The sequence below is a fragment of the Klebsiella sp. 1SOBk5mer genome (genome assembly GCF_046603115.1).
Classification (GTDB): domain Bacteria; phylum Pseudomonadota; class Gammaproteobacteria; order Enterobacterales; family Enterobacteriaceae; genus Klebsiella; species Klebsiella quasipneumoniae.
In genome coordinates this window covers 130,901-156,188 of sequence record NZ_JBKIUU010000002.1, presented here as the reverse complement: position 1 = coordinate 156,188, position 25,288 = coordinate 130,901, and the positions used below count along the sequence as shown (strand labels likewise).

Here is a 25,288-nt window from a genome sequence, read left to right as displayed (position 1 = left end):
ACCGTAGCCCGGATAAGGCGCAAGCCGCTATCCGGGTTTTACCACGATGGCTTTTTACTTGCTGTGCCAGTACGCCTGCGAGCGCACCAGCTGCTGATCGATGCTCTCATCCTCAAAGCGCGCCAGCAGCGATTTCACCACCGCGCCTTCGCCGGTCAGCCAGATGAAATAATCCTCCGCCGGCACCTTCACCTGCGCCAGACGCTCGGCGACGAACGCCGGATGGTGGCCCACCACCCACTCGATGTTAAAGCCGTCGAGGTCCGCCAGATAATCTTTATATGACGCATCGGCGATAGTGACGATGGCCGTCACCTGCGGCGTCACCGCCAGCTGACGCAAACCCAGCAGACGACGACGCAGCGCCGGCATACCGGACTCATCGCAGACATACAGTTGCCAGGCGTAATCCTCCGGCACCACCAGCGAGCCGCGCGGACCGCCGATCACCAGCTTATCGCCCGCTTTTGCCTCCAGCGCCCAGCGGCTGGCGATTCCGCCGTCGTGGATAAAGAAGTCGTACGCCAGCTCATGGCGTTCGGCATCGTACAGCGGCGTATAGTCGCGGGTAGCAGGCCGCACGCCCTCGCCCCAGTCAATCCCCTCCTCGGTCACCTGCGGCGGGGCAAACGCCGCGCCCGGCTCCGGGAAGAAAAGCTTGGTGTGGTCGTCAAAGCCGCGGGAAACGAAACCTTCCAGCGCCTCGCCTCCCAGCACGATGCGCTGGAAAGCCGCGCCTGCGCGCTCCACGCGCAGCACCGTCAGCTCACGGAAACGCAGCTCATTGCGGACACGCTGCGGGTACTTGTCTGCTTTGGTTTTTGTCATCATCGATCGCCTTCGTGAACAGTAAATAGATATATCTAAACTCGATGCAAATGATAATGATTGCCATCTAAAAAGAATGCAAGTCTTTTTTTGATATAGTCAAAACAAACCGCATTAAAATACCAGCATCAAAAATAAACAGATAAATATCAACAAATTAAAAAATAAATCACAACCAGCATTGCGAGAATTCATTTTTTAGATATAAATTAGATATATCAAAATATAGCAGGAGGTAACCATGCGACATCATCATGAAGACGGGCGTGGGCCGCGCGGGCGCCACGGTGACCCCAGCGAACACGGCGACCATGGCCGTCGCGGCGGCGGACGTCGCCAGCGTTTCTTTGGCCACGGCGAACTGCGGCTGATTATTCTGGACATCCTCAGCCGCAGCGCCAGCCACGGCTATGAGCTGATCAAAGAGATCGAAACCCTCACCCAGGGGAACTACAGTCCCAGCCCGGGGGTGATCTACCCGACGCTGGATCTGCTCCAGGACCAGGGTCTCATCAGCGTGGAAGACGACAACGGACGCAAAAAAATCGTCATCAGCGAAGAGGGGAAACAGCTGCACGCGGAGAACCAGGAGCATCTGGCCCATATCCAGGAGCGTCTGCAGGCGCGGATGGTCGGCTGTGAGCTGCGCCGCGATCCGCAGATGAAGCGCGCGCTGGAGAATTTCAAAGCGGTCCTCGACCTGAAAGTGAACCAGCAGGCCAGCAGCGCCGCCCAGCTCAAGCAGATCATCGGCATTATCGACCGGGCGGCGATGGAGATCTCCCAGCTCGACTAAGCCTCCTTTCTCACCATCAGCTGCCCCGCGCTGGGGCAGCCCGCACCACGACGGATCGTGCCGCTCAACGCCGCAAGGCAGAAAATCTCGTCAGCTCAGGAATAAAACGTGCCAATAATGGCGCCATGAGATTAAATTTTACACATTTCGTCTTTTACTTTGCATTTATCCCGATTTTCACCGCTTCTGCCGTACTGGCGTAATCCCTGCAATACTTAATCCAGTATCGTGTGATACGTCCGCCCCAGGAGCACATTTTGAACAGGTTACCTTCCAGCGCATCGGCTCTGGCCTGCAGCGCACACGCACTGAATCTCATTGAAAAGCGCACGCTTGACCATGAGGAAATGAAAGCACTTAACCAGGAGGTCAGAGAATACTTTAAAGAGCATGTGAATCCGGGGTTTTTAGAGTATCGAAAATCGGTCACAGCCGGCGGGGATTACGGAGCCGTAGAGTGGCAAGCGGGAGGGTTAAATACGCTTGTCGACACCCAGGGACAGGAGTTTATCGACTGCCTTGGCGGGTTTGGCATCTTCAATGTAGGGCACCGTAATCCAGTTGTGGTATCCGCCGTCGAGAATCAACTCGCGAAACAACCGCTTCACAGTCAGGAACTGCTGGATCCGCTACGCGCGATGCTGGCGAAAACCCTGGCGGCCTTAACGCCCGGCAAACTGAAGTACAGCTTCTTCTGCAACAGCGGTACCGAATCGGTAGAGGCGGCCATCAAGCTGGCGAAAGCCTATCAGTCGCCGCGCGGTAAATTCACCTTCATCGCCACCAGCGGCGCCTTCCACGGCAAATCGCTGGGCGCGCTGTCGGCCACCGCCAAGTCGACTTTCCGCAAACCGTTTATGCCGCTGCTGCCGGGCTTCCGCCATGTGCCGTTCGGCGATATCAACGCCATGCGCACTATGCTGAGCGAGTGCAAGAAAACCGGCGACGACGTCGCGGCGGTGATCCTTGAGCCGATTCAGGGCGAAGGGGGCGTGATCCTGCCGCCGACGGGGTATTTGCCGGCGGTGCGTAAGCTGTGCGACGAGTTTGGCGCCCTGCTGATCCTCGACGAAGTGCAGACCGGCATGGGCCGCACTGGCAAGATGTTCGCCTGCGAGCATGAGAACGTTCAGCCCGACATTCTGTGTCTGGCGAAAGCGCTCGGCGGCGGCGTGATGCCGATCGGCGCGACGGTGGCGACGGAAGAGGTCTTCTCGGTGCTGTTCGACAACCCGTTCCTGCACACCACGACCTTCGGCGGCAACCCGCTGGCCTGTGCGGCGGCGCTGGCGACCATCAACGTGCTGTTGACGCAAAACCTGCCGGCGCAGGCGGCGCAGAAAGGCGATATGCTGCTGGACGGTTTCCGCCTGCTGGCGCAGGAGTATCCGGACCTGGTGAATGAAGTACGCGGGAAAGGCATGCTGATGGCCATCGAGTTTGTCGATAACGAGATTGGCTACGACTTTGCCAGCGAGATGTTCAGACAGCGGGTGCTGGTCGCCGGGACGTTAAATAACGCCAAGACGATCCGCGTTGAACCGCCGCTGACCCTCACCCTTGAGCAGTGCGAGCAGGTGCTGAAGGCGGCGCGTAAGGCGCTGGCGGCCCTGCGCGTCTCGGTTGAAGAGGCGTAATAAACTGCCCCTCCCCCCGGTCCTCTCCCAATGGAAGAGGACCGGGATTATCTTCTGCTCTGGATTTCCCTCACACCTGCGGTAGCAGGCCGATAAAGCTGCGCTTCTGCCGCGGCTGCGACATCATCTCTTCCAGCTTTTCGACGCAGGCTAAATAGTGCGGGGTCTTCTTGTGCGCCAGCACCGCTTCATCGTCTTTATAGGCTTCGTAGATAAAAAAGCGGGTCTTCACCTCCGGATCCTGCAGGACATCAAAGCGCAGGTTGCCCGGCTCCCGCAGCGCCCCTTCGTGGTTGGCGCGGAACACCTCGAGAAACTCATCCACCCGCTCGGGTTTGATATTGATCTCCACCAGCGTCACATTCATTTCCGCTCTCCCTGTTTCTCTTCCTGCCAGAACTGGTACGCTTCGCGCGCGTTCAGATTCTCATGCACCACCTTTTTCACCGCCTTCAGCATTGCGCGCGGGGCGCTGGACTGGAAGATATTGCGCCCCATATCCACCCCGGACGCCCCCTGGTCGATCGCCCGCCAGCACATCTCCAGCGCCTCATGCTCCGGCAGCTTTTTCCCCCCGGCGATGACGATCGGCACCGGGCAGCTGGCGGTCACTTTTTCAAAGCCTTCCTCAACGAAATAGGTCTTCACAAACTGCGCCCCCATTTCGGCGGCAATCCGGCTGGCCAGCGAGAAGTAGCGCGCATCGCGGGTCATCTCTTTGCCGACGCCGGTCACCGCCAGTACCGGCATACCGTAGCGGTTGCCGGCGTCCACCAGTTTGATGATGTTGTTGATCGACTGATGTTCGTATTGGCTGCCGATATAGACCTGCGCCGCCACTGCGCAGACGTTCAGGCGCAGCGCATCTTCCATCGCCACCGCCACGCACTCGTTGGAAAGTTCGCTGAGGATCGAGTTGCCGCCGGAGGCGCGCAGCACCACCGGTTTGTTGGTTGCGGCCGGCACCTGACTGCGCAGTACGCCGCGGGTGCACATCAGCACGTCGGTTTCCTCGAACAGCGGCGCGATAGAGAGATCGATGCGCTCTAGCCCGGTGGTGGGTCCCTGGAAGTAACCGTGATCGAAGGCCAGCATGACCGTGCGGTTGCTGTGCGGATTAAAAATGCGCGCCAGCCGCGACTGCATGCCCCAGTCCAGCGAGCCGCAGCCTTTCAGGGTATACAGCGTGTTCTGCTGCGGGCGGTCGAGGCCGAAGTCCTTGCCCTCTTTGATATCGTCTAAATCAGCCATCTCATCCTCCGTCAGAAGTCGTAGTTATTGATGTTCTCTTTGCTGAACACCACGCGCTCCGGCAGCAGCACGATACCGTTGCCCTTCGCCTCATACTGGTAGCCTTGCACGCTGTTCGATTCGACCTTCAGCGAGCCGATATCTTTCACCTCAACGCTGTCGCCGACGTTAAGATCGCCCTTTTTCAGCAGACGATCGGCGACGTTAACCGCAATTTTGCCCTGCTGAACCACATCCCACAGGCCAAAGGCTTTCACCGTGCCGCGCTCCACGTACGGGCGCATCACGTTGGGGGTACTAAAGCCGACGATCGCCACGCCCTGGCGCTTGAGGTTTTCCGCCGCCTGGGCCGCCGCCGGCAGGGCATTGGCATCCGGCGCGATAATGGCGTCAAGATCGGGATACGCTTTTAAGATCCCCTCGGCGGTTTGCAACGATTTGGTGGCATCGTTATAGCCGAACTGGGTGGTGACGATTTGCCACTGCGGATGTTCTTTTTCGATTTTGGCTTTGGCTTCCTTCACCCACTGGTTCTGGTCGGTCACCGTCGGGCTGGAGTAGAAAAACGCCACTTTGGCAGCGGGCCTGGTCACCTGCTTTTCCGCCATCTCCACCAGCAGGCCGCCGAGCTGCTGCGGCGTGCCCTGATTGATATAGATGCTGCGGCACTCCGGTTTGGTATCGGAATCCCAGGTCAGGACCTTCACCCCGCGCTGCATCGCCCGCTTCAGCGCCGGACACAGGCCGTCCGGCGAGACGGCGGAGACGATAATCGCGTTGTAGCCCTGGTTGACGAAGTTGTTGATAAGCTGCACCTGGCCGGAGACGCTGGGCTCGGTGGGGCCGTCATAGGTGACATCCACGCCCAGCGCTTTCCCCGCCTCTTTCGCGCCGTTGCCGCCGCTGGTAAAGAAGCCCACGCCGACCAGCTTAGGTATAAAGGCGATGCGGTCCGCCGCCTGGGCGGTTGCCATGCTTAACGCCAGCGCCAGGACGCTCGTCTGGAGGATTCGTTTGGTTTTCATCGTATGTTTATGCTCCGATTGTTTTACGCGAGAAAAGACGCCGCCAGGTCGCGCGCACCCATTCACGGTGCAGGCTCAGCGAACGCCCCATCACCACCACCACCAACAGCGCCCCTGACAGCGCGCTCGACACCTGGTTGGGGATGCCGACCATCTGTAAACCCTGTTGCAGATACCCCACCAGCAATGCCGCCAGCGCGGTACCCAGTATCGATCCCGAGCCGCCGTAAATATTGGCCCCGCCGAGCACCGCCGCGGTCAGCGCCGGCATCAGCAGGTCACGGCCTAAATCCGAACGCGCCGAGCCAAAATAGGAGACCATCACCAGCGCCGCCACTGCCGACGCCACGCCCACCAGGCCATACAGCACATACGGGATGCCGTTGACCGACAGCGCGGCATAGCGGGCGGCGCGCGGGTTTTGCCCGAGTAAAAAAAGATGGCGGCCAAAGCGCCCGCGATGGGCCAGCAGCCAGAAGAGAAAGGTGATGACCGCGAACAGCACCAGCGGCAGCGGCAGCCCGCCCAGGGTTAAATTGGCGAAGGCGGTGAAGCTGTCGGGAAAGCCGCCGATCCCTTCATAGCCGGTGGCGCCGGCCATGCCGGAAAGCAGCAGCGCGCCGCCGCCGTACAGATACAGCGTCCCGAGGGTGATCACCAGCGGGCTGATGCCGGTGTAGTGGATCAGCGCGGCGTTGATTAACCCGCACAGCAGCCCCAGCAGCAACGTCAGCGACACCGCCAGCCACAGCGGCCAGCCCGCCTGGGTCATCACCCCGAGGGCGATGGCGCACAGGCCGATGGTCGAGCCCAGCGAAATATCGATCCCGCCGCTGATGATCACCAGCGTCAGCGGCAGCGCGACGATGCCGATGCAGATAAAGTCGCTGGTGCTAAAGAGCAGCATATTGAGATCCAGCATGCGCGGATTCAGCGCGCCGAACAGCAGGATTTCCACGACTAACAACGCCAGCAGCGCGCTTTCCCAGTTAAGCTTCAGCTTCATTTACGCCACCTCTTTGCTTTTGCGTTCGGGAAAGCGGGCAACCTGTTTGCCCCCTTTGTTGCCGGGCTGGAAACGGCTGTACTTCAGCGCCCGCTGATGGCGGGTCAGCGCCTGGCGCAGGCGGCCATCAAGGACCAGCACCCCGAGCAGGACCAGGCCGGCGATAAAGTCATTCCACCAGGCGGGAAGGCGGAACAGCACCAGCACGGTGTCGATTTGGGTGAGGAAGAAGGCGCCGAGAAACGCGCCGAGCAGGGTGCCGGTGCCGCCGAGCAGCGAAATTCCGCCCAGCACGCAGGCGGCGATGGCTTTCATCTCCAGACCGCTGCCGGTCTGATTGGGCACAAAGCCAATCTGCGCGGCGAAAACGATCCCGGCGCAGGCCGCCAGCATACCGTTGAGGGTAAAGGCCAGCATCCGCGTGCGGTTGACCGCCACGCCCAGCTGGCGGGCAGCGGCGAGGTTATCGCCAACGGCATAGAAATCACGCCCGGAGGCGGTGCGCGACAGCAGCCATGCGCCCGCCAGCAGCAGCGCCAGCACCAGCCAGCCCAGCGGCGAGACGTCGATAAACAGCGGCTCCGAGAGCGATTTCAGGCTATCGGGCAAGCCTTCGATCCATTTCCCGCCGGTCCACAGCAACATCACCCCGCGATACAACCCCAGCGTGCCGAGGGTGGCGACGATCGCCGGAATGCGCAGCCCCACCACCAGAAGGCCGTTAAAAGCCCCGGCCAGCGCGCCAATCGCCAGCGCGAAGGCGATCGCTGTCGCCAGCCCGTAGCCGTTGTTCAGCGCCACCCCAACGGCGATGGCGCTCAGGCCAACGGTGGAGCCCACCGACACGTCGATATTGCGGGTCAGCATCACCAGCGTTGCCCCCAGCGCCAGCAGGCACAGGATTTGCGAGCTGGCGAAAATCATTGCCAGCGTCTGCAGGCTGAAATAGGCCGGATTGAGCGCCACCAGCACGGCAAACAGCGCCACGATGGCGAAGAAGGCACTCAGTTCGCGATTCTTGAGTAACGTTTTCATGCCTGCCCTCCAAAGGCCAGGATCATCATGCGATCGACGGTCACCGCCTGCCGCGCCAGCTCGCCGCTGTAGCGGCCCTGATGCATCACCAACACCCGGTCGGCCAGGCCAACGAACTCATCCAGATCGCTGGAGATCATCAGCACCGCCACATTTTGCGCGGCAACGCTTTTCAGCAACTGATAGATATCGGCGCGGGCGGAGACATCCACGCCGCGCGTCGGTTCATCAACAATCAACAGCAGCGGGTTAGCCTCCAGACAGCGCGCCAGCAGCACCTTCTGCTGGTTGCCGCCGGAGAGGGTACGCACCGGCTGATCACCATCGGCCAGCTTGATCCCCAGCGCCCGGTGATAGCGTTCGACCACCGCCGCCTCCCGTTTCCCCTGCTGCCACCACGACGGCTGATTGAACATCACCGTGTTCCAGCGCACCGGCGCATCGAGAAACAGCCCGGAGACCTGGCGGTCTTCGGGCAGATAGACCAGCCCGCTGGCCAGCCTGGCGCGGGTGCTCTCCTGACTAATCTCGCGGTTCTCCAGCCAGATCCGCCCGGCGCGCGGCGGACGCAGGCCGTATAAGGTTTCGGCAAATTCGGTGCGCCCGGATCCCACCAGCCCGGCGAGGCCGACGATCTCCCCGGCGCGGATCTCCAGACTGAGATCGATAAAACCTTCGCCGGTGAGATCCTCCACCCGCAAAACGGGAAAATCCTGCGCCTGGGTGCGGCGGTTGCCCGGCAGCGCCAGCCACAGCTTTTGCGTGTCGCTCAGCGCATGGTCACGGCTGGCCGGCGTCATGGCGCTGATAAGCTGTTGGTCGCCGTAGCCCGCCGTTTCGCCGCTGAGCACTACCGCCCCATCGCGCATCACCGACACATGGCTGGCAAGCTGGCGGATTTCCGGCAGTTTGTGCGAGATAAAGACGATCCCCACGCCTAGCCCCTGCAATGCCCGGATCTGCTGAAACAGCCTTTCCGTTTCGCCCGGCGTTAAAGAGGCGGTGGGTTCATCAAGGATCAGGATCCGCGCCTCGCGCATCAGGCCGCGCAGGATCTCGACCATCTGTTGATCGGCTACCTCAAGCGTGCTGGCGCTGGCGTCCAGGTTGATCTGGCAGTTCAGCTGCTGCAGTTTTTCCTGCAGCCGCGCGGCGGTATCCGCCCGCTTCGGCAGACGAAAAAGAATGTTCTCGCGCACGCTGAGGTTGGGAAACAGCATCGGCTCCTGCGGCACCAGATAGATGCCCAGCTGGTGGGCCAGCGCCGGGTTAAGGCGCGCAAACGCGCGTTCGCCGATCGTCAGTTCACCGCTATCCGGGGTTTCGACGCCAGCGATGATCTTCATCAGCGTCGATTTACCCGCGCCGTTGCCCCCCATCAGCGCATGCACCTGGCCCGCGCATAGCGTAAAGTCGATGCCCTTCAGCACGGCAACGCCGGAGAACTGTTTGCGGATCTGGCGAGCTTCAAGCAGTGGCTTCATCGTCGCGCCTCGTTTGAACAAATGATTTTTAAATTTAATAATGTTCAAAAGCGTAGACGGTGAACTATATTTACAACCGTGCGAAGATCACAGTTTGGCGCTTTAGATCGTCCGGAAAAAAAGGGCCAGAGAGGAAAGATCCGTTTTGCCAGTCGGCTCACACTTTCCGGCCGCGCAATAGCGAACATATGATCTAAATTTTTATAAGAGTTCAATTTATGAGCGAAAAACGCATTACGGAAGACCATCGCTACGCCGGGCTGGCGTTAGCCGAGGAAGAGCTGGTGGCGCGGGTGGCGTGGTGTTACTACCACGACGGCCTGACGCAAAACGACATCGGCGAGCGTTTGGGGCTGCCGCGGCTGAAGATTTCCCGCCTGCTGGAGAAAGGTCGCCAGTCCGGGGTGATCCGCGTGCAGATCAACTCGCGCTATGAAGGCTGTCTGGCGCTGGAAAGCGAACTCCAGCAGCGCTTTGGCCTCAAGATTGCTCGCGTGCTGCCGGCGCTCAACACCCCGCCGATGAATACCCGGCTGGGGATCGGCGCGGCGCAGTCGCTGATGGGGATTCTGCAACCGGGACAGCTGCTGGCGGTCGGCTTCGGCGAAGCCACCATGAGCTGCCTGCAGCATCTCAGCGGCTTTATCGGCTCGCAGCAGGTGCGGCTGGTGACCCTCTCCGGCGGCGTCGGCCCCTATATGACCGGCATCGGTCAGCTGGATGCCGCCTGCAGCGTGAGCATTATTCCGGCGCCGCTGCGGGTCTCGTCGGCGGAGGTCGCCGAAATCCTGCGCCGCGAATCCAGCGTGCGCGATGTGATGCTGGCGGCGACGGCGGCGGACGCGGCGGTGGTTGGCATTGGCGCTATCGATCAGCGGCGCGACGCGACCATTCTGCGCTCCGGCTATATCAGCGAGGGCGAACAGCTGATGTACGCCCGCAAAGGGGCGGTCGGCGACATTTTAGGTTATTTCCTGCAGGCCGACGGCCGGCCGGTAGAGGGGCTGGAGATCCATCGGGAACTGCTCGGCGTGACCCTGGATGAGCTGGCGCAGCTGCCGACCATCGTCGGCGTCGCCGGGGGAGAACAAAAAGCGCAGGCGATTCATGCCGCTCTGATTGGCAAGCGGATTAATGGCCTGGTAACGGAAGAGACAACAGCACGCGCGGTGCTCGCGCTGGCCTCCTAAAGGCCCGGCGCCGCGCGACAACAGCGAGGCGCATGTCATGAGTTACCTGTTAGCGTTAGATGCCGGGACCGGCAGCATTCGGGCGGTCATTTTCGATCTCAATGGCCGCCAGCTGGCGGTGGGCCAGGCCGAATGGAAACACCTGAGCGTCGATAACGTCCCCGGCTCGATGGAGTTCGACCTTACCACCAACTGGCAGCTGGCCTGCCAGTGCATTCGCCAGGCGCTCGACGCCGCCCGGCTCTCTCCCGCCGATATTCAGTCCGTCGCCTGCTGTTCGATGCGCGAAGGGATCGTCCTCTATGACCGCAACGGCGAGGCCATCTGGGCCTGCGCCAACGTTGATGCCCGCGCCAGCCGCGAAGTCGCAGAGCTTAAAGAGATCCACGACTATCGTTTTGAATCCGAGGTGTACGAGGTCTCCGGGCAAACGCTGGCGCTCAGCGCGATGCCGCGCCTGCTGTGGCTGGCGCACCATCGGCCCGATATCTACCGCAAGGCGGCGACCATCACCATGATCAGCGACTGGCTGGCGGCGAAGCTTTCCGGCGAGCTGGCGGTCGACCCGTCAAACGCGGGCACCACCGGCATGCTCGATCTGTTCAGCCGCGACTGGCGTCCGGCGCTGCTGGATATGGCCGGGCTGCGCGCCGATATGCTGTCGCCGGTGAAAGAGACCGGCACGCTGCTGGGCGCCGTCACCGATACGGCAGCCCAGCAGAGCGGCCTGCGCGCCGGGACGCCGGTGGTGATGGGCGGCGGCGACGTGCAGCTCGGCTGCCTGGGGCTCGGGGTGGTGCGCGCCGGACAAAGCGCAGTGCTCGGCGGCACCTTCTGGCAGCAGGTGGTGAATCTGCCGCAGGTGCGCACCGACCCGCAGATGAATATTCGCGTTAACCCTCACGTCATTCCCGGCATGGCGCAGGCGGAGTCCATCAGCTTTTTTACCGGCCTGACCATGCGCTGGTTCCGCGACGCCTTCTGCGCTGAAGAAAAGCTGATTGCCGAGCGCCTCGGCGTCGATGCCTATTCGCTGCTGGAGGAGATGGCCAGCCGCGTACCCGCCGGTTCCCACGGCGTGATGCCTATTTTTTCCGACGCCATGCACTTTAAGCAGTGGTACCACGCCGCGCCGTCGTTTATTAACCTCTCCATCGATCCGGAGAAGTGCAATAAAGCCACTCTGTTCCGCGCCCTGGAGGAGAACGCGGCGATTGTCTCCGCCTGCAACCTAGCGCAGATATCGCAGTTTTCCGGGGTGACTTTCGATAGCCTGGTGTTTGCCGGCGGCGGCTCGAAGGGAGCGCTGTGGAGCCAGATCCTCAGCGACGTCACCGGCCTGCCGGTGCGGGTGCCGGTGGTCCGCGAAGCCACCGCCCTCGGCTGCGCCATCGCCGCCGGCGCTGGCGCCGGGCTGTACGGCGACATGGCCAGCGCCGGAGAAAAGTTAGTGAGCTGGCACCGCGAGTTCACCCCTAATCCGCAGCATCGCGAGCTGTATCAGGAGATGATGAGTAAATGGCAGTCGGTATATGCCGATCAGCTTGGTCTTGTCGATAGCGGGCTGACAACGTCGATGTGGCAGGCGCCGGGCCTCGAACGCCGCCAGCGCGCTGTGTCTTCCCCCTCACCCTAATCCTCTCCCGGCGGGAGAGGGAACCGTTCAGCGCGAAGCCTGATTTTCAGTGCCCGCTCGCCCCTCTCCCTTTGGGAGAGGGGCAACGCTTCGCCGTTCTTTGAATCCCATCACAATCACCGCACTCCCCTTTTCCCTTTTTCTCCACGACGGCTAAATTAGTAACTCATCCGACCACATAACAATAATTTTACATTGGAAGCCATTATGAGCCGCTACCCGTCGCTTTTCGCCCCGCTTGAGCTGGGCTTCACCACCCTCAAAAACCGCGTGTTGATGGGCTCCATGCATACCGGTCTGGAAGAACTGCCCGACGGCGCGCAACGGTTAGCGGCCTTTTACGCCGAGCGCGCGCGGCACGGCGTGGCGCTGATCGTCACCGGCGGCATCGCGCCCGCCCCGTCCGGGGTGACCATGGCCGGCGGCGCGGTACTCAACGATGCCAGCCATCTGGCGCATCATCGCCAGATCACCGACGCGGTACATCAGGAAGGCGGTAAAATCGCCCTGCAGATCCTGCACACCGGGCGCTACAGCTACCAGCCCGCGCTGGTCGCCCCCTCTTCTCTGCAGGCGCCGATTAACCGGTTCACCCCTCATGAGCTGAGCCACGATGAGATCCTCACGCTGATCGATGATTTTGCCCACTGCGCCCAGCTGGCGCGGGAAGCAGGCTATGACGGCGTGGAGGTGATGGGCTCTGAGGGCTATCTGATTAACGAATTCCTCGCCGCGCGCACTAACCAGCGCAACGATCAATGGGGCGGCGATTACGCGCGCCGGATGCGTTTCGCCGTTGAAGTAGTCAAGGCCGTGCGCCAGCGCGCCGGTCACGATTTCATTATCATCTACCGTCTGTCGATGCTCGATCTGGTTAACGACGGCAGCACGCTGTCGGAAGTCACCGCGCTGGCCAAAGCCATCGAGGCGGCGGGGGCGACGATCATCAACACCGGCATCGGCTGGCACGAAGCGCGCATTCCGACCATCGCCACTCCGGTACCGCGCGGCGCCTTTAGCTGGGTCACCCGCAAACTGAAGGGCGCGGTGTCGATCCCGCTGATCACCACCAACCGCATCAACGATCCGCAGGTCGCGGAGGCGATCCTCGCCCGCGGCGATGCCGACATGGTCTCAATGGCCCGCCCGTTCCTTGCCGATGCCGAATTTATGTCGAAAGCACAGAGCGATCGCGCCGATGAGATCAACACCTGCATCGGCTGCAACCAGGCGTGTCTCGATCGGATCTTCGTCGGCAAAGTCACCTCCTGTCTGGTCAACCCGCGCGCCTGCCATGAAACCTTGATGCCGGTCCTGCCTGCCAACGCCCCTAAGCGGCTGGCGGTGGTCGGCGCCGGGCCTGCCGGTCTGGCCTTCGCGGTTAACGCCGCCGCCCGCGGTCATCACGTCACGTTGTTCGATGCCCTCCCGGAGATCGGCGGCCAGTTTAATATCGCCAAACAGATCCCCGGCAAAGAGGAGTTTCATGAAACCCTGCGCTACTACCGTAGAATGCTCGATCTTAACGGCGTCGATCTACGTCTGAACACCCGCGTCACGGCAGACGATCTGCTGGCGTTCGATGAGACGATCCTCGCCACCGGCATTGCCCCGCGCCTGCCGGCGATCGTCGGGATCGATCATCCCAAGGTGCTCAGCTACCTGGATGTCTTACGCGATAAAGCGCCGGTTGGCGCGAAGGTGGCGATTATCGGCTGCGGCGGCATCGGCTTCGACACCGCGATGTATTTAAGCCAGTCGGGGGGGGCCACCAGCCAGGATATCGGCGAGTTCAGTCGCGAATGGGGTATCGATACCAGCCTGCGGACGGCGGGCGGGCTGCGTCCTGAAGGCCCGCAGCTGAGTCAAAGCCCGCGACAGATTGTGATGCTGCAGCGCAAGGCGAGCAAACCGGGCGACGGGCTCGGCAAAACCACCGGCTGGATCCACCGCGCCACGCTGCTGGCGCGCGGCGTGAAAATGATCCCGGCGGTCAGCTATGAGAAGATCGATGATGAGGGATTACACGTGACGATCGGCGGCGAGCGCCAGCTGCTGGCGGTGGATCATGTCGTGATCTGCGCCGGTCAGGAGCCGCGCCGCGAGCTGGCGGATCCGCTGCGCGCGGCGGGGAAAACGGTGCATTTGATCGGCGGCTGCGACGTGGCGGCGGAGCTGGATGCGCGCCGGGCGATTGCCCAGGGCACGAAGCTGGCCCTGGCGATTTAGCCGTGTCCCGGGGGCGGCGCGATGCGCCTTCCCCGGGCTACCACGATAATCCCGAACGGTAGCCCGGCTAAAGCGACAGTCGGTAGCCCGGCTAAGGCGACAGTCGGTAGCCCGGCTAAAGCGACAGTCGGTAGCCCGGCTAAGGCGACAGTCGGTAGCCCGGTTAAAGCGACAGTCGGTAGCCCGGCTAAGGCGACAGTCGGTAGCCCGGCTAAGGCGACAGCCGCAAGCCGGGGAAATAGCCACACGGATCAGCGCTGCTTACGCACCTTCGTCGCTTTCAAAATCACGAACTTATTGTTCGTCGCAATCGTCGTGCAGTTACCAAAAGCGCGCTTCAGCTTACGGAAGTAGTCGAGATGACGGTTGCCGACGACGTACAGCTCGCCGCCGTATTTCAGGCTGCGGCGGGCGTCGTTAAACATCTGCCAGGCGATATGGTCGGTAATGGCGTGCTGCTGGTGGAACGGCGGATTGCACAGGATCGCCGTAAAGCGGTCCGGCTCAATGCCGGAGAGCGAGTTGTTGACCATAAATTCACAACGGTCAATATCGTCCGGCAGGTTGTGCTCAACGTTCAACCGGCTGGAAGCCACCGCCATGTGCGACTCATCGGTGAACATCACGCGGGCATGGGGGTTCTGCGCCAGCGCCTGCAGGCCAATCACTCCGTTGCCGCAGCCGAGATCGGCGATCTCGCCTTCTAAATCAGACGGTAAATGCTGCAGGAAGAAGCGCGCACCGATATCCAGACCACTGCGGGCAAAGACGTTGGCATGGTTGTGGATGGTCCACGGCGTGCCGTCCAGCTTCCAGCTGTAGGTTTGCGGCGCATCGGCAAGCTCAGGGGCGGTGAAAACGCAGTGGATCAGACGCGCTTTTTTCCACGCCAGCGAGGTGGTGGTGGTGCCGAGGATTTTTTCAAACAGCGCCAGCGTCGAGTTATGCACATCGCGCGCTTTCGCCGCGGCGATAATGCGGGTTTCCGGCGTCACCACTTCGCGCAGGGCGCGAAGCTGCTGTTCCAGCAGCGCCAGCTGCTTTGGCACCTTAATCAGCACCAGCGCCGGCGCGGCCGGCAGCGGGCTCAGGCTATCCTGAAAACGCACACTCTCTTCATCAATGCCGTTCATCCGCAGGTTGTGGCGGGTCGCCAGCTCGGAGATAAAGGAGTCGTTGATGCTCACCGGGTTGCGTTCCGCCAGCGCGCAGGCGAGCGCGCCGAAGCCATCGTTGAAGATGAGCGTCAGGCCGTCGACGTCATTCACCTGTTGCAGCAGATATTCATCCGCCGCTTCCCACGCCTGAAGCGCTTCTTCTTCAGCGTTAGGTGGGAACCGCTCTAATGTGAATAACTCACCGTTTAACTCTGCCTGGCTCATCGCCTCTCCGCCTCCGGAATAGTAAAACCCGCGAGTTTATACGCAAATCCTGTCCAGTTGAAGAGAGATCGCTGATCATCGCCGCTCAGCGTAGATCGCCCTCGTCATCGGCTCGCAGCAGCGTTATCGAGGCGCGGGCGCCGGGCATGAGCTGCTGCAGATAGCCTACCAGCCGCTCTCCCGCCTCATGCAGGGCCGACAACGGCATCGCCGGCAGGCTTTCGAGAATAAACCACATCGTCTGCGCGCCGCTGTCCAGCCGGGTGCGTACGCCCTGCCGCCAGTTCCAGCGTCGGCAGGTTACGCCTATATCATCCCGCCAGATGACTTCGCCCGGCTCCGGATATTCCACCACCGGCTCTGCCGATTTTAGCGTATCGAATGGCTCATCGCCGCGGGCAATGGCCAGTCGCGGTTCGCCACGGTAGGCGGCCAGATTTTCCCCACCGACCGGGATGGCATAGCGAATGCTGATCGCGTTGTAGATATCCACCACCGGATCGATGGCCGGCAGGCTCCCCTCCTTCAGCACCCGCTTGCGCAGCGCCTGCGCCGAACAGGGGGTACGTTTCGCCTTCGCGCCGAAGGCGCTGAACGCTTCATCCCATGCCGCCAGGTGCGCTTGCGCCCAGGGCACATCATCCTGCTGCACCGCCAGGCAGGCCTCGGCCAGCGCCTGTTCCGCGACGGCGGGATTGGCCACCGGCGCGCTCTCCACCACAATACTTAATGCCCGAAAGCCCGGCGCCAGGCGGCTGACCGCAGATTCGATTGACGGCGTTACGCTACGCATTCGATAATCCTGTAATGACCAATTTGTTTCATCATAGTGACCAATGAACGTAAAAGTCAATATAACGACCGATTCAGGATCTGATGTCGACCAGGTAAGTCGCGCCGTCGCCACGCGGCTGAAGGCCTACCGTAAAGCGAAAAAAATGTCGCTGGACGAGCTGTCGCGCCGGGCCAGCATCAGCAAAGGCATGCTGGTCGAGATGGAAAAAGAGGCCGCCAACCCCAGCATTGCGATCCTCTGCAAACTCGCCGCCGCGCTGGGCGTCTCGGTGGCGGATATTGTCAATGTGGCTAGCGAACCCGCGTTGCATATTATTCCCGCCGAGCAGATCCCCACCCTCTGGCAAGGCCCGCTGGGGGGCAGCGCCAGGCTCCTCGCCGGCACCGCCGGGCCGAATATGATTGAGCTGTGGCGCTGGGAGATGCAGCCCGGCGAAGCCTTTACCTCGCCCGGCCATCCGGCGACGACCTTCGAGCTGCTGCACGTGGAAGCCGGCGCGCTGACGCTGACGCTTGGCGAAACCTGCCGCACGGTGGCGGCCGGGGAATCCGCGGTGGCCCGTACCGAAACAGAACACGGGTACCGGAATGCGGGACCCGCGCCGCTGGTCTTTACCATGACCGTGGCTGAACTGCCCTCCTGACAGACATAATGATAAGACGATGACAAAACTCATTTATTTACAGGGCTATCCTGAATCGCTGCTGGCGCAGGTGACCACATTAATCGAGCAAAACCGCCTTGGAGAGGTGCTGCAAAAGCGCTATCCGCATGGGCACGACGTTAACAGCGATAAAGCGCTATATCAGTACACTCAGGAATTGAAAAACCGCTTTCTGCGCGGCGCGGTGCCGATCAACAAAGTGATGTATGACAGTAAGATCCACGTGCTGAACAATGCGCTCGGCCTGCATACCGCCATTTCCCGCGTTCAGGGCGGCAAGCTGAAAGCCAAAGCGGAGATCCGCGTGGCGACGGTATTTCGCGACGCGCCGGAGGACTTTTTGCGGATGATCGTGGTCCATGAACTGGCGCATCTGAAAGAGAAGGAGCACAACAAAGCCTTCTACCAGCTGTGCTGCCATATGGAGCCGCAGTACCATCAGCTGGAGTTCGACACCCGCCTGTGGCTGACGCACCTTTCGTTAAATCGTTCTGCGTAGTCACGCACTGGTTTTGTCATGGGGGCATGATAGAGTGACGACAGGTTCCCTTTAATGGAGTTCGTCACCGTTTATGATACGTTTCGCAGTTGTTGGCACAAACTGGATCACTAAGCAGTTTGTCGATGCCGCCCATGAAACCGGCAAATATAAACTTACCGCCATCTACTCCCGCAGCCTCGAACAGGCGCAAGCCTTCGCCAATGACTATCCGGTCGAGCATCTGTTTACCTCGCTGGAGTCGCTGGCGCAAAGCGACGCCATTGACGCGGTATATATCGCCAGCCCGAACTCCCTGCACTTCCCGCAGACGCGGCTGTTCCTGAGCCACAAAAAGCACGTCATTTGCGAAAAACCGCTGGCGTCGAATCTGCAGGAGGTCGAGGCGGCCATCGCGGTGGCGAAAGCCAACAACGTGGTGCTGTTTGAAGCCTTCAAAACCGCCAGCCTGCCCAACTTTCTGCTGCTGAAGGAAACCCTCGGCAAAGTGGGTAAACTGCGTAAAGCCTTCATTAACTACTGCCAGTACTCTTCGCGCTACCAGCGCTACCTCGACGGCGAAAACCCCAACACCTTTAATCCGGCGTTCTCCAACGGTTCGATTATGGATATCGGCTTCTATTGCCTGGCGTCCGCTGTGGCGCTGTGGGGCGAACCGCGGGCTGTTCATGCCACCGCCAGCCTGCTGGACAGCGGCGTGGACGCCCAGGGCACCGTGGTGCTGAGCTACGGCGACTTCGACGTGACGCTGCATCATTCCAAGGTGAGCGACTCGGCGATCCCCAGTGAAATTCAGGGCGAAGACGGCGTATTAGTGATCGAAAAAATCTCCGAGTGCCAGAAGCTGGCGTTTGTGCCGCGCGGCGGCAAAGCCCAGGACCTGACGCAGCCGCAGCATATCAATACTATGCTGTACGAGGCGGAGACCTTCGCGCGGCTGGTGGAAACAGACGATGTCGACCATCCGGGCCTGGCAGTGAGCCGTATCACGGCGAAACTGTCGAGCGAAATTCGTCGCCAGACCGGGGTGATCTTCCCGGCCGATACGCAGCCGCTGGCGTAAAAGAGTGTAAAGGCCCGTCTGGCCGCCATTGACGAAAACCGCCCCGTGACATATTTTGTTACGAGCAAAGGGGAGTAACTTCCTTGCCGGCCGATCGTCATTACGATGCGTGTAACACCGCATCCGGTCGCCGGGCAATTACCAAAGCCCATCGCGATGAACTTTGGTTGTTGTAAGTGAGACCTTGCCGGAAGGCGAGGTCTATGCATAAAAGCGCAGCGGCTGCCGTCTTCCGACGTCAGCCGTTTTTGTTTTTATGTAAGGAATATCAAATGAATACTGTCGGCACGCCGTTGCTATGGGGTGGATTCGCTGTCGTCGTCGCGATCATGTTGGCGATCGACCTGCTGCTTCAGGGACGACGCGGTTCGCATAGCATGACCATGAAGCAGGCCGCTGGCTGGTCTATCCTCTGGGTCACACTTTCTCTGTTGTTTAACGCCGCGTTCTGGTGGTACCTGGTGCAAACCCAGGGCCGCGCCGTCGCCGATCCGCAGGCCCTGGCCTTCCTCACCGGCTATCTGATTGAAAAAGCGCTGGCAGTCGATAACGTCTTCGTCTGGCTGATGCTGTTCAGCTACTTCGCCGTGCCGCCTGCTCTGCAGCGCCGGGTGCTGGTGTATGGCGTCCTCGGGGCGATTGTTCTGCGCACCATTATGATCTTCGCCGGCAGCTGGCTTATCTCCCAGTTCGACTGGCTGCTGTACGTCTTCGGCGCCTTCCTGCTGTTTACCGGCGTGAAGATGGCGCTGGCGAAAGAGGACGATTCCGGCATCGGCGACAAACCGCTGGTGCGCTGGATCCGCAGCCATCTGCGAATGACCGATAAAATCGAGAGCGAGCGCTTCTTCACCCGTAAAAACGGGGTGCTGTTCGCCACGCCGCTGCTGCTGGTGTTGATTCTGGTCGAGCTAAGCGATGTGATATTCGCCGTCGACAGTATCCCGGCGATCTTCGCGGTCACCACCGACCCGTTTATCGTGCTGACCTCGAACCTGTTTGCCATTCTCGGCCTGCGCGCCATGTACTTCCTGCTGGCGGGGGTCGCTGAGCGCTTCTCGATGCTCAAATATGGCCTGTCGGTGATCCTGGTGTTTATTGGCGTGAAGATGCTGATCGTCGATTTCTACCATATCCCGGTCGCCATCTCGCTGGGGGTCGTGGGTGGTATCCTGACCGTCACGCTGTTGATTAACGCCTGGGTCAACAAGCAGCACGACAAGCAGCGCAAACTGCCTGAGTAACCTGCCTGGCGCGCCGTCGGCCCCCGCTGGCGGCGCGGTAATCGGCTATAGCAGATCTTTTCGTAACGATAATGCCTGCTCATGTCACAATTATGTTGCTACATAGTTAAAAAATAAGATCCAGATTAAAATCACAGTATTTTGCGCTTCCCGCCCGTCATTCTTTCCGTATACTCGACTATGCAAACATATACTTACATCCTGACATAAACGTAACAAATAATACGTGGCTGGGATGGCTTGCTACATCACTGGAAGGAATGAATTATGACCACACGCACTCCCTCATCAGGGTGGCTTTCCCGCCTGGCACAAGGCAGCCTGGTGAAACAAATTTTAGTCGGCCTGGTACTTGGCGTGCTGCTGGCGCTGGTCTCTAAGCCTGCGGCCATCGCCGTCGGCCTGCTGGGGACCCTGTTCGTCGGCGCGTTGAAGGCGGTAGCGCCGGTGCTGGTATTGATGCTCGTCATGGCCTCGATCGCCAACCATCAGCACGGACAAAAAACCAGTATCCGCCCCATTCTGTTTCTCTATCTGCTGGGCACCTTCAGCGCGGCGCTGACCGCGGTGTTGTTCAGTTTTGTCTTTCCCTCGACCCTGCACTTAACCACCGCCGCCGACAGCATCACGCCGCCGTCGGGGATTGTTGAGGTGCTGCGCGGCCTGCTAATGAGCATGGTGTCCAACCCGATCGACGCCCTGCTGAACGCCAACTATATCGGTATTCTGGTGTGGGCGGTGGGCCTTGGCTTCGCCCTGCGCCAGGGTAACGACAGCACTAAAAACCTGATCAACGATGTCTCCCACGCGGTGACCTTTATCGTTAAAGTGGTGATCCGCTTTGCGCCGCTGGGGATCTTCGGTCTGGTCTCTTCCACCCTGGCGACTACCGGTTTTGAAACCCTGTGGGGTTACGCCCAGCTGCTGCTGGTGCTGGTGGGCTGTATGCTGCTGGTGGCGCTGGTGATTAATCCGCTGCTGGTGTTCTGGAAGCTCCGCCGCAACCCCTATCCGCTGGTGCTGACCTGCCTGCGCGAAAGCGGCGTCTACGCGTTTTTCACCCGCAGCTCCGCCGCTAATATTCCGGTGAATATGGCGCTGTGTGAGAAGCTGAACCTGGATCGCGATACCTATTCGGTCTCCATTCCGCTGGGGGCAACCATCAATATGGCGGGCGCGGCAATCACGATCACCGTGCTGACGCTGGCGGCGGTCCATACGCTGAATGTTCCGGTGGATCTGCCGACGGCGCTGTTGCTGAGCGTGGTCGCTTCGCTGTGCGCCTGCGGCGCCTCCGGCGTGGCGGGCGGTTCGCTGCTGCTGATCCCGCTGGCCTGTAATATGTTTGGTATTCCGAACGATGTGGCGATGCAGGTGGTTGCCGTCGGCTTTATCATCGGGGTGCTGCAGGATTCTTGCGAAACCGCGCTGAACTCCTCCACCGACGCCCTGTTTACCGCCGCCGCCTGCATGGCGGAAGACGACCAGCTGGCGAAAAACGCCCTGCGTAGCTAATGCCTTTCCCCTCCGCTACCGTGCGGAGGGGCTCTCTTCCTGCACCGCGTTTTCAACCCTGAACGGGTCGATACCCCGCTTTTGCATCCGGCGGAAGCGAATAATGTTCAGGCCGTTGACGATCAGGAAGCTGCCTTCAATCAGCGTCCCGCCGATGGAACCCAGCCACAGGTTATGCGTCGCCCAGCAGGCGGTGGAGCACCACATCACGCAGCGGACGGTCAGCCCTTTACAGCGAAACAGCGCCCAGGTGCTGGCGACAGTGCCAATAATCGGCAGCAGCTCCATAGCATGCTGCAGCTTGCCAAGGCCGAGGATCAGCGTCAGCAGGATAAAGATCGTCATCACCCACAGGCTGCGGGTGCGCAGGGAAATGACCGTGCGGAGCGCATTAAGCCCGGCGCTCATCCCGGCAGGCGCGGCGCCCATCAGGAAGAAATGGACGCCGATAACGCCGCTATAGACCGCCAGCTGAAGCCTGAAGCGACGTTCGTCGCGGTTGATAAAGGTGGTAATGCCGATAAGAAAGGCGATGACGCCGACCCCCTGGGCCAGCCAATATGCGGTCATGAAAGCTCCCTGAGAGAAAAAAACAAACGGCGCTTCACAGGCTGAAACGCCGCTGTTGCTTACCCGATGACGCTGCGCTATCAGGCCAATGCGCGATCAACGCCGCCCGGGCGCCAATATGAATGCGCCTTTACAGGGTAACACCGCTTTTAAAGATGGCCAGCTCGCGGAAGTCATTCTGCTCATTACAGGTCGGTTTGCCGTTGGCGAAAGCCACAATGGTGTCCACGAACTCCTCCAGCAGCTGCGGCATCGCTTTGCCGTGGATCAGCTGTCCGGCATCGAAGTCGATCCAGTGCTTTTTCTTTGCCGCCAGCTCGCTGTTGGTGGCGATTTTTACCGTCGGCACAAAGCCGCCGTACGGCGTGCCGCGGCCGGTGCTGAACAGCACCATATGGCAGCCGGCGCCGGCCAGCGCGCTGGTGGCGACAGCATCATTGCCCGGCGCGCTCAGCAAGTTCAGACCATGTACCTTCAGACGCTCGCCGTAGCGCAGGACATCCACCACCTGGCTGGAGCCCGCTTTCTGGGTACAGCCCAGCGACTTATCTTCGAGGGTGGTGATCCCCCCGGCCTTGTTGCCCGGCGAAGGGTTTTCGTAAATAGGCTGGTCGTGAGCGATAAAGTACTGCTTAAAGTCATTGACCATGGTCACCAGCTTGTCGAAGGTCGCTTCGTCGCGGCAGTGGCTCATCAGCAGCTGTTCGGCGCCGAACATCTCCGGCACTTCGGTCAGCACGGTGGTGCCGCCGTTGGCGATCACATAGTCTGAGAAGCGCCCCAGCATCGGGTTAGCGGTGATGCCGGACAGGCCGTCCGACCCACCGCACTCGAGGCCAAACTTCAGCTCGCTCAGCTTGCCCGGCTGACGTTTATCCTGACGCATCACGTCATACAGCTGGTGGAGATGCGCCACCCCTGCCTCCACTTCATCGTCCTGATGCTGACAAACCATAAAGTGCACGCGCTGCGGATCATACTCGCCCAGCGTTTCGCGAAAAGCATCCACCTGGTTGTTTTCACAGCCAAGGCCCACCACCAGCACCGCTCCGGCGTTCGGATGGCGGACCATATTCTGCAGCATGGTGCGGGTGTTGATGTGGTCGTCCCCGAGCTGTGAGCAACCGTAGGTATGGCTGAAGAGATGCACCCCATCGATATCTTCGGCGCCGTTCGCCTCTTTCAGAAAACGGTTCTGCATCTGACGGGCCATGGCGTTGACGCAGCCGACGGTCGGCAGGATCCATAGCTCATTGCGCACCCCGACGTCGCCATTGGCGCGACGATAAATCTGCACTTCGCGATCCGCTGGCTGCGGCGGTTGGGCAACCTGCTCCGGTTGATAGCGATACGCGTCAAGGTCGCTGAGATTGGTGCGCGTATTGTGCGCATGGACATGCTCGCCCGGCGCGATATCCGCCAGCGCATGGCCAATCGGCAACCCATACTTAACGACGTTTTCCCCTTTCGCGATAGCGCGCAGTGCAAACTTGTGTCCGCGAACGATATCCTGACCGAGGGTGACCGGGTCATTGTCGATCGTCACCACGCTACCGGCCGTCATATCCGCCAGCGCGACCGCGACGTTATCCTGCGAATGGATTTTGATGTATTGCATATCAACCGACCTCTGGTCTTAGTTCAGTTCAATGGCGAAATAGTCACGCGCATTGTTAAAGCAAATGTTTTTCACCATCTCGCCCAGCAGCGCGATATCCGCAGGCGCTTCGCCGGCGGCCACCCAACGGCCGATCATCTGGCACAGAATACGACGGAAGTATTCGTGGCGGGTGTAGGAAAGGAAGCTGCGACTGTCGGTCAGCATCCCGACAAAGCGGCTCAGCAGGCCGAGCTGCGCCAGCTGGGTCATCTGCCGCTCCATGCCGTCTTTCTGATCGTTGAACCACCAGCCGGAGCCGAACTGCATCTTGCCCGGCATCCCTTCGCCCTGGAAGTTACCGATCATGGTGCCCAGCACTTCGTTATCGCGCGGGTTCAGGCAGTAGAGAATGGTTTTCGGCAGCAGGTTCTCTTCGTTCTGCTTGCTCAGCAGCTTAGACAGCTCTTCAGCCATCGGGCGATCGTTGATCGAGTCAAAGCCAACGTCCGGGCCTAACAGTTTGAACTGACGCAGGTTGTTATTGCGCAGCGCGCCGATGTGGTACTGCTGCACCCAGCCGCGACGGGCATACTCTGCGCCGAGGAACACCAGCACCGCGGTTTTGAACTGCGCCACTTCGCGTTCGCTGAGGGTTTCGCCAGCCAGGCGACGCGCCAGAATGGCGTCCAGCTCGGCGTCAGTCGCTTCCGCAAACAGCACCACGTCCAGGGCGTGGTCGGAGACTTTGCAACCGTGAGCGGCAAAGTGGTCCAGACGTTTGGTCAGCGCGCTTTGCAGGTCCGCAAAACGGCGAATATCGGTGTCGGACACTTCACCCAGCTTAGCCATATAGTCATTGAAGGTCGCCTGCTCGATGTTGAACGCTTTATCCGGGCGCCAGCTCGGCAACACCTTGATATCAAATGAAGTGTCTTTAGCGACAACCGCATGGTGTTCCAGGGAATCAATCGGATCGTCGGTGGTGCCGACCATCTTCACATTCATCTGCTTCATGATCCCGCGGGCGGAGAAGGCGTCCTGGGCCAGTAACGCATTGCACTGGTCCCAGATCTCATCGGCGGTGGAAGGCGACAGCAGCTTACCTGTAATACCAAATGGGCGACGCAGCTCTAAATGGGTCCAGTGGTATAACGGGTTGCCAATCGTGTGAGGCACGGTGGCTGCCCAGGCGTCAAATTTCTCGCGATCGGAGGCATCACCGGTACACAGACGCTCCGGCACGCCGTTGGTGCGCATCGCGCGCCATTTATAGTGATCGCCTTTCAGCCAGATGTCATACAGATTTTTGAAACGGTAATTTTCGGCAACCTGCTGCGGCGGAAGGTGGCAATGGTAGTCGAAAATAGGCTGATCTTTGGCGTAATCGTGGTACAGGCGGCGGGCAAATTCGCTATCGAGTAGAAAATCTTCGGTCATAAACGGTGTCATTCGTGTGTCCTCTTCGCTCCGGAGCGGGAGCCTTTCAGATGATTGACTACAATGCTGACAAAGTTATCACACCAATTTCTACAGACCGAACTGTTTTTCGTGAGTTAGATCAATAAACGCTGATAAAAAAAACCGCCTGCGCGCGGCAAACATCTCGCCAGAGCGCGCCGTATCTGGCTTTCTTCGCCAATCATAAAGACCACACTAACTTTCCCGCTTTTGTGACAGCACTCAACTTTTAAAGTTGTATGACAAGTTATCTTTCTGCCGTCGCAACATATAAACCGACGGAATGCTTTACCGGTGTTTATGGCATCGGCTTATACGGAATGGATACCGACTTTTTACATAACAACTGATGGTAAGGTTCGGGCCAGAGGGGACCGCCC

General features: G+C 60.2%; 22 protein-coding genes. 10 read left to right on the top strand and 12 right to left on the bottom strand.

Annotated elements, in window-relative coordinates:
- Window positions 1-54: 54 nt before the first annotated feature.
- Entirely contained in the window at window positions 55-831 is a 777-nt protein-coding gene (locus ACLH1U_RS06400) for a siderophore-interacting protein (protein ID WP_023291069.1), read from the bottom strand.
- 238 nt (window positions 832-1,069) lie between these two features.
- Between ACLH1U_RS06400 and ACLH1U_RS06395 the strand changes: the two genes are divergently transcribed.
- Entirely contained in the window at window positions 1,070-1,624 is a 555-nt protein-coding gene (locus ACLH1U_RS06395; RefSeq protein WP_023291070.1) for a PadR family transcriptional regulator, read from the top strand.
- A 257-nt stretch (window positions 1,625-1,881) separates the two neighbouring features.
- Window positions 1,882-3,261 carry a putrescine aminotransferase gene (gene ygjG, locus ACLH1U_RS06390; protein ID WP_023291071.1) on the top strand — a complete coding sequence of 460 codons (1,380 nt, stop codon included), beginning with the start codon at window positions 1,882-1,884 and terminating at the stop codon, window positions 3,259-3,261.
- Between the two features lie 70 nt (window positions 3,262-3,331).
- On the opposite strand, the gene lsrG is transcribed toward ygjG, so the two are convergent.
- The 6 genes from lsrG to lsrA are packed head-to-tail and all read right to left on the bottom strand — an operon-like array spanning window position 3,332 to window position 9,062.
- Complete coding sequence (lsrG, locus tag ACLH1U_RS06385) at window positions 3,332-3,628, bottom strand: (4S)-4-hydroxy-5-phosphonooxypentane-2,3-dione isomerase (RefSeq protein WP_004181386.1); 297 nt, start codon at window positions 3,626-3,628, stop codon at window positions 3,332-3,334.
- The gene (gene lsrF / locus ACLH1U_RS06380; RefSeq protein WP_023291072.1) at window positions 3,625-4,512 is read right to left on the bottom strand and encodes a 3-hydroxy-5-phosphonooxypentane-2,4-dione thiolase; all 888 of its coding nucleotides are present in this window, start codon (window positions 4,510-4,512) and stop codon (window positions 3,625-3,627) included. Before lsrF ends, lsrG begins: the two co-directional genes overlap by 4 nt.
- An 11-nt stretch (window positions 4,513-4,523) precedes the next feature.
- A complete protein-coding gene (gene lsrB / locus ACLH1U_RS06375) occupies window positions 4,524-5,537 on the bottom strand; it encodes an autoinducer 2 ABC transporter substrate-binding protein LsrB (RefSeq protein ID WP_411299137.1) in 1,014 nt (337 codons plus the stop codon).
- Between the two features lie 7 nt (window positions 5,538-5,544).
- A complete protein-coding gene (gene lsrD / locus ACLH1U_RS06370; protein WP_048335373.1) occupies window positions 5,545-6,543 on the bottom strand; it encodes an autoinducer 2 ABC transporter permease LsrD in 999 nt (332 codons plus the stop codon).
- Window positions 6,544-7,578, bottom strand: coding sequence for an autoinducer 2 ABC transporter permease LsrC (lsrC, locus tag ACLH1U_RS06365; protein WP_373638517.1), 1,035 nt, complete (start codon window positions 7,576-7,578; stop codon window positions 6,544-6,546).
- Window positions 7,575-9,062: an autoinducer 2 ABC transporter ATP-binding protein LsrA gene (gene lsrA, locus ACLH1U_RS06360; RefSeq protein ID WP_105490927.1), complete on the bottom strand. Its 1,488-nt coding sequence runs from the start codon at window positions 9,060-9,062 to the stop codon at window positions 7,575-7,577. The genes lsrC and lsrA overlap by 4 nt, the downstream gene beginning before the upstream one ends.
- A 218-nt stretch (window positions 9,063-9,280) precedes the next feature.
- On the opposite strand from lsrA, the gene lsrR reads away from it, so the two are divergent.
- The 3 genes from lsrR (at window position 9,281) to ACLH1U_RS06345 (ending at window position 14,117) form a co-directional block, all read left to right on the top strand.
- Window positions 9,281-10,252, top strand: coding sequence for a transcriptional regulator LsrR (gene lsrR, locus ACLH1U_RS06355; protein ID WP_004206105.1), 972 nt, complete (start codon window positions 9,281-9,283; stop codon window positions 10,250-10,252).
- A 37-nt stretch (window positions 10,253-10,289) separates the two neighbouring features.
- Window positions 10,290-11,888, top strand: a complete 1,599-nt coding sequence (gene lsrK, locus ACLH1U_RS06350; RefSeq protein WP_085551354.1) for an autoinducer-2 kinase — start codon at window positions 10,290-10,292, stop codon at window positions 11,886-11,888.
- A 207-nt stretch (window positions 11,889-12,095) separates the two neighbouring features.
- On the top strand, window positions 12,096-14,117 hold the full coding sequence (locus ACLH1U_RS06345; protein ID WP_411299136.1) for an FAD-dependent oxidoreductase: 2,022 nt from the start codon (window positions 12,096-12,098) through the stop codon (window positions 14,115-14,117).
- Window positions 14,118-14,368: 251 nt separating this feature from the next.
- Here the strand turns inward: ACLH1U_RS06345 and rlmG are convergent, their stop codons facing one another.
- On the bottom strand, window positions 14,369-15,499 hold the full coding sequence (gene rlmG / locus ACLH1U_RS06340) for a 23S rRNA (guanine(1835)-N(2))-methyltransferase RlmG (protein WP_044524820.1): 1,131 nt from the start codon (window positions 15,497-15,499) through the stop codon (window positions 14,369-14,371).
- Between the two features lie 85 nt (window positions 15,500-15,584).
- Window positions 15,585-16,292: a B3/4 domain-containing protein gene (locus ACLH1U_RS06335; RefSeq protein ID WP_023291081.1), complete on the bottom strand. Its 708-nt coding sequence runs from the start codon at window positions 16,290-16,292 to the stop codon at window positions 15,585-15,587.
- Between the two features lie 43 nt (window positions 16,293-16,335).
- On the opposite strand from ACLH1U_RS06335, the gene ACLH1U_RS06330 reads away from it, so the two are divergent.
- From ACLH1U_RS06330 to sstT, 5 genes are all read left to right on the top strand, one after another.
- Window positions 16,336-16,938, top strand: coding sequence for a helix-turn-helix domain-containing protein (locus ACLH1U_RS06330; RefSeq protein WP_043520967.1), 603 nt, complete (start codon window positions 16,336-16,338; stop codon window positions 16,936-16,938).
- 19 nt (window positions 16,939-16,957) lie between these two features.
- On the top strand, window positions 16,958-17,458 hold the full coding sequence (locus tag ACLH1U_RS06325) for a M48 family metallopeptidase (protein WP_275256870.1): 501 nt from the start codon (window positions 16,958-16,960) through the stop codon (window positions 17,456-17,458).
- Window positions 17,459-17,531: 73 nt separating this feature from the next.
- On the top strand, window positions 17,532-18,521 hold the full coding sequence (locus tag ACLH1U_RS06320) for a Gfo/Idh/MocA family protein (protein ID WP_032454157.1): 990 nt from the start codon (window positions 17,532-17,534) through the stop codon (window positions 18,519-18,521).
- Between the two features lie 272 nt (window positions 18,522-18,793).
- Window positions 18,794-19,765 carry a TerC family protein gene (locus ACLH1U_RS06315; RefSeq protein WP_004188496.1) on the top strand — a complete coding sequence of 324 codons (972 nt, stop codon included), beginning with the start codon at window positions 18,794-18,796 and terminating at the stop codon, window positions 19,763-19,765.
- Between the two features lie 267 nt (window positions 19,766-20,032).
- Entirely contained in the window at window positions 20,033-21,280 is a 1,248-nt protein-coding gene (gene sstT / locus ACLH1U_RS06310; protein ID WP_121936548.1) for a serine/threonine transporter SstT, read from the top strand.
- 15 nt (window positions 21,281-21,295) lie between these two features.
- Here the strand turns inward: sstT and ACLH1U_RS06305 are convergent, their stop codons facing one another.
- The 3 genes from ACLH1U_RS06305 to uxaC form a co-directional block, all read right to left on the bottom strand.
- Entirely contained in the window at window positions 21,296-21,850 is a 555-nt protein-coding gene (locus tag ACLH1U_RS06305) for a YgjV family protein (protein WP_049013415.1), read from the bottom strand.
- 130 nt (window positions 21,851-21,980) lie between these two features.
- A complete protein-coding gene (locus ACLH1U_RS06300) occupies window positions 21,981-23,468 on the bottom strand; it encodes a UxaA family hydrolase (protein WP_044524824.1) in 1,488 nt (495 codons plus the stop codon).
- An 18-nt stretch (window positions 23,469-23,486) separates the two neighbouring features.
- Window positions 23,487-24,899: a glucuronate isomerase gene (gene uxaC, locus ACLH1U_RS06295; protein WP_023291088.1), complete on the bottom strand. Its 1,413-nt coding sequence runs from the start codon at window positions 24,897-24,899 to the stop codon at window positions 23,487-23,489.
- Window positions 24,900-25,288 lie beyond the last annotated feature (389 nt).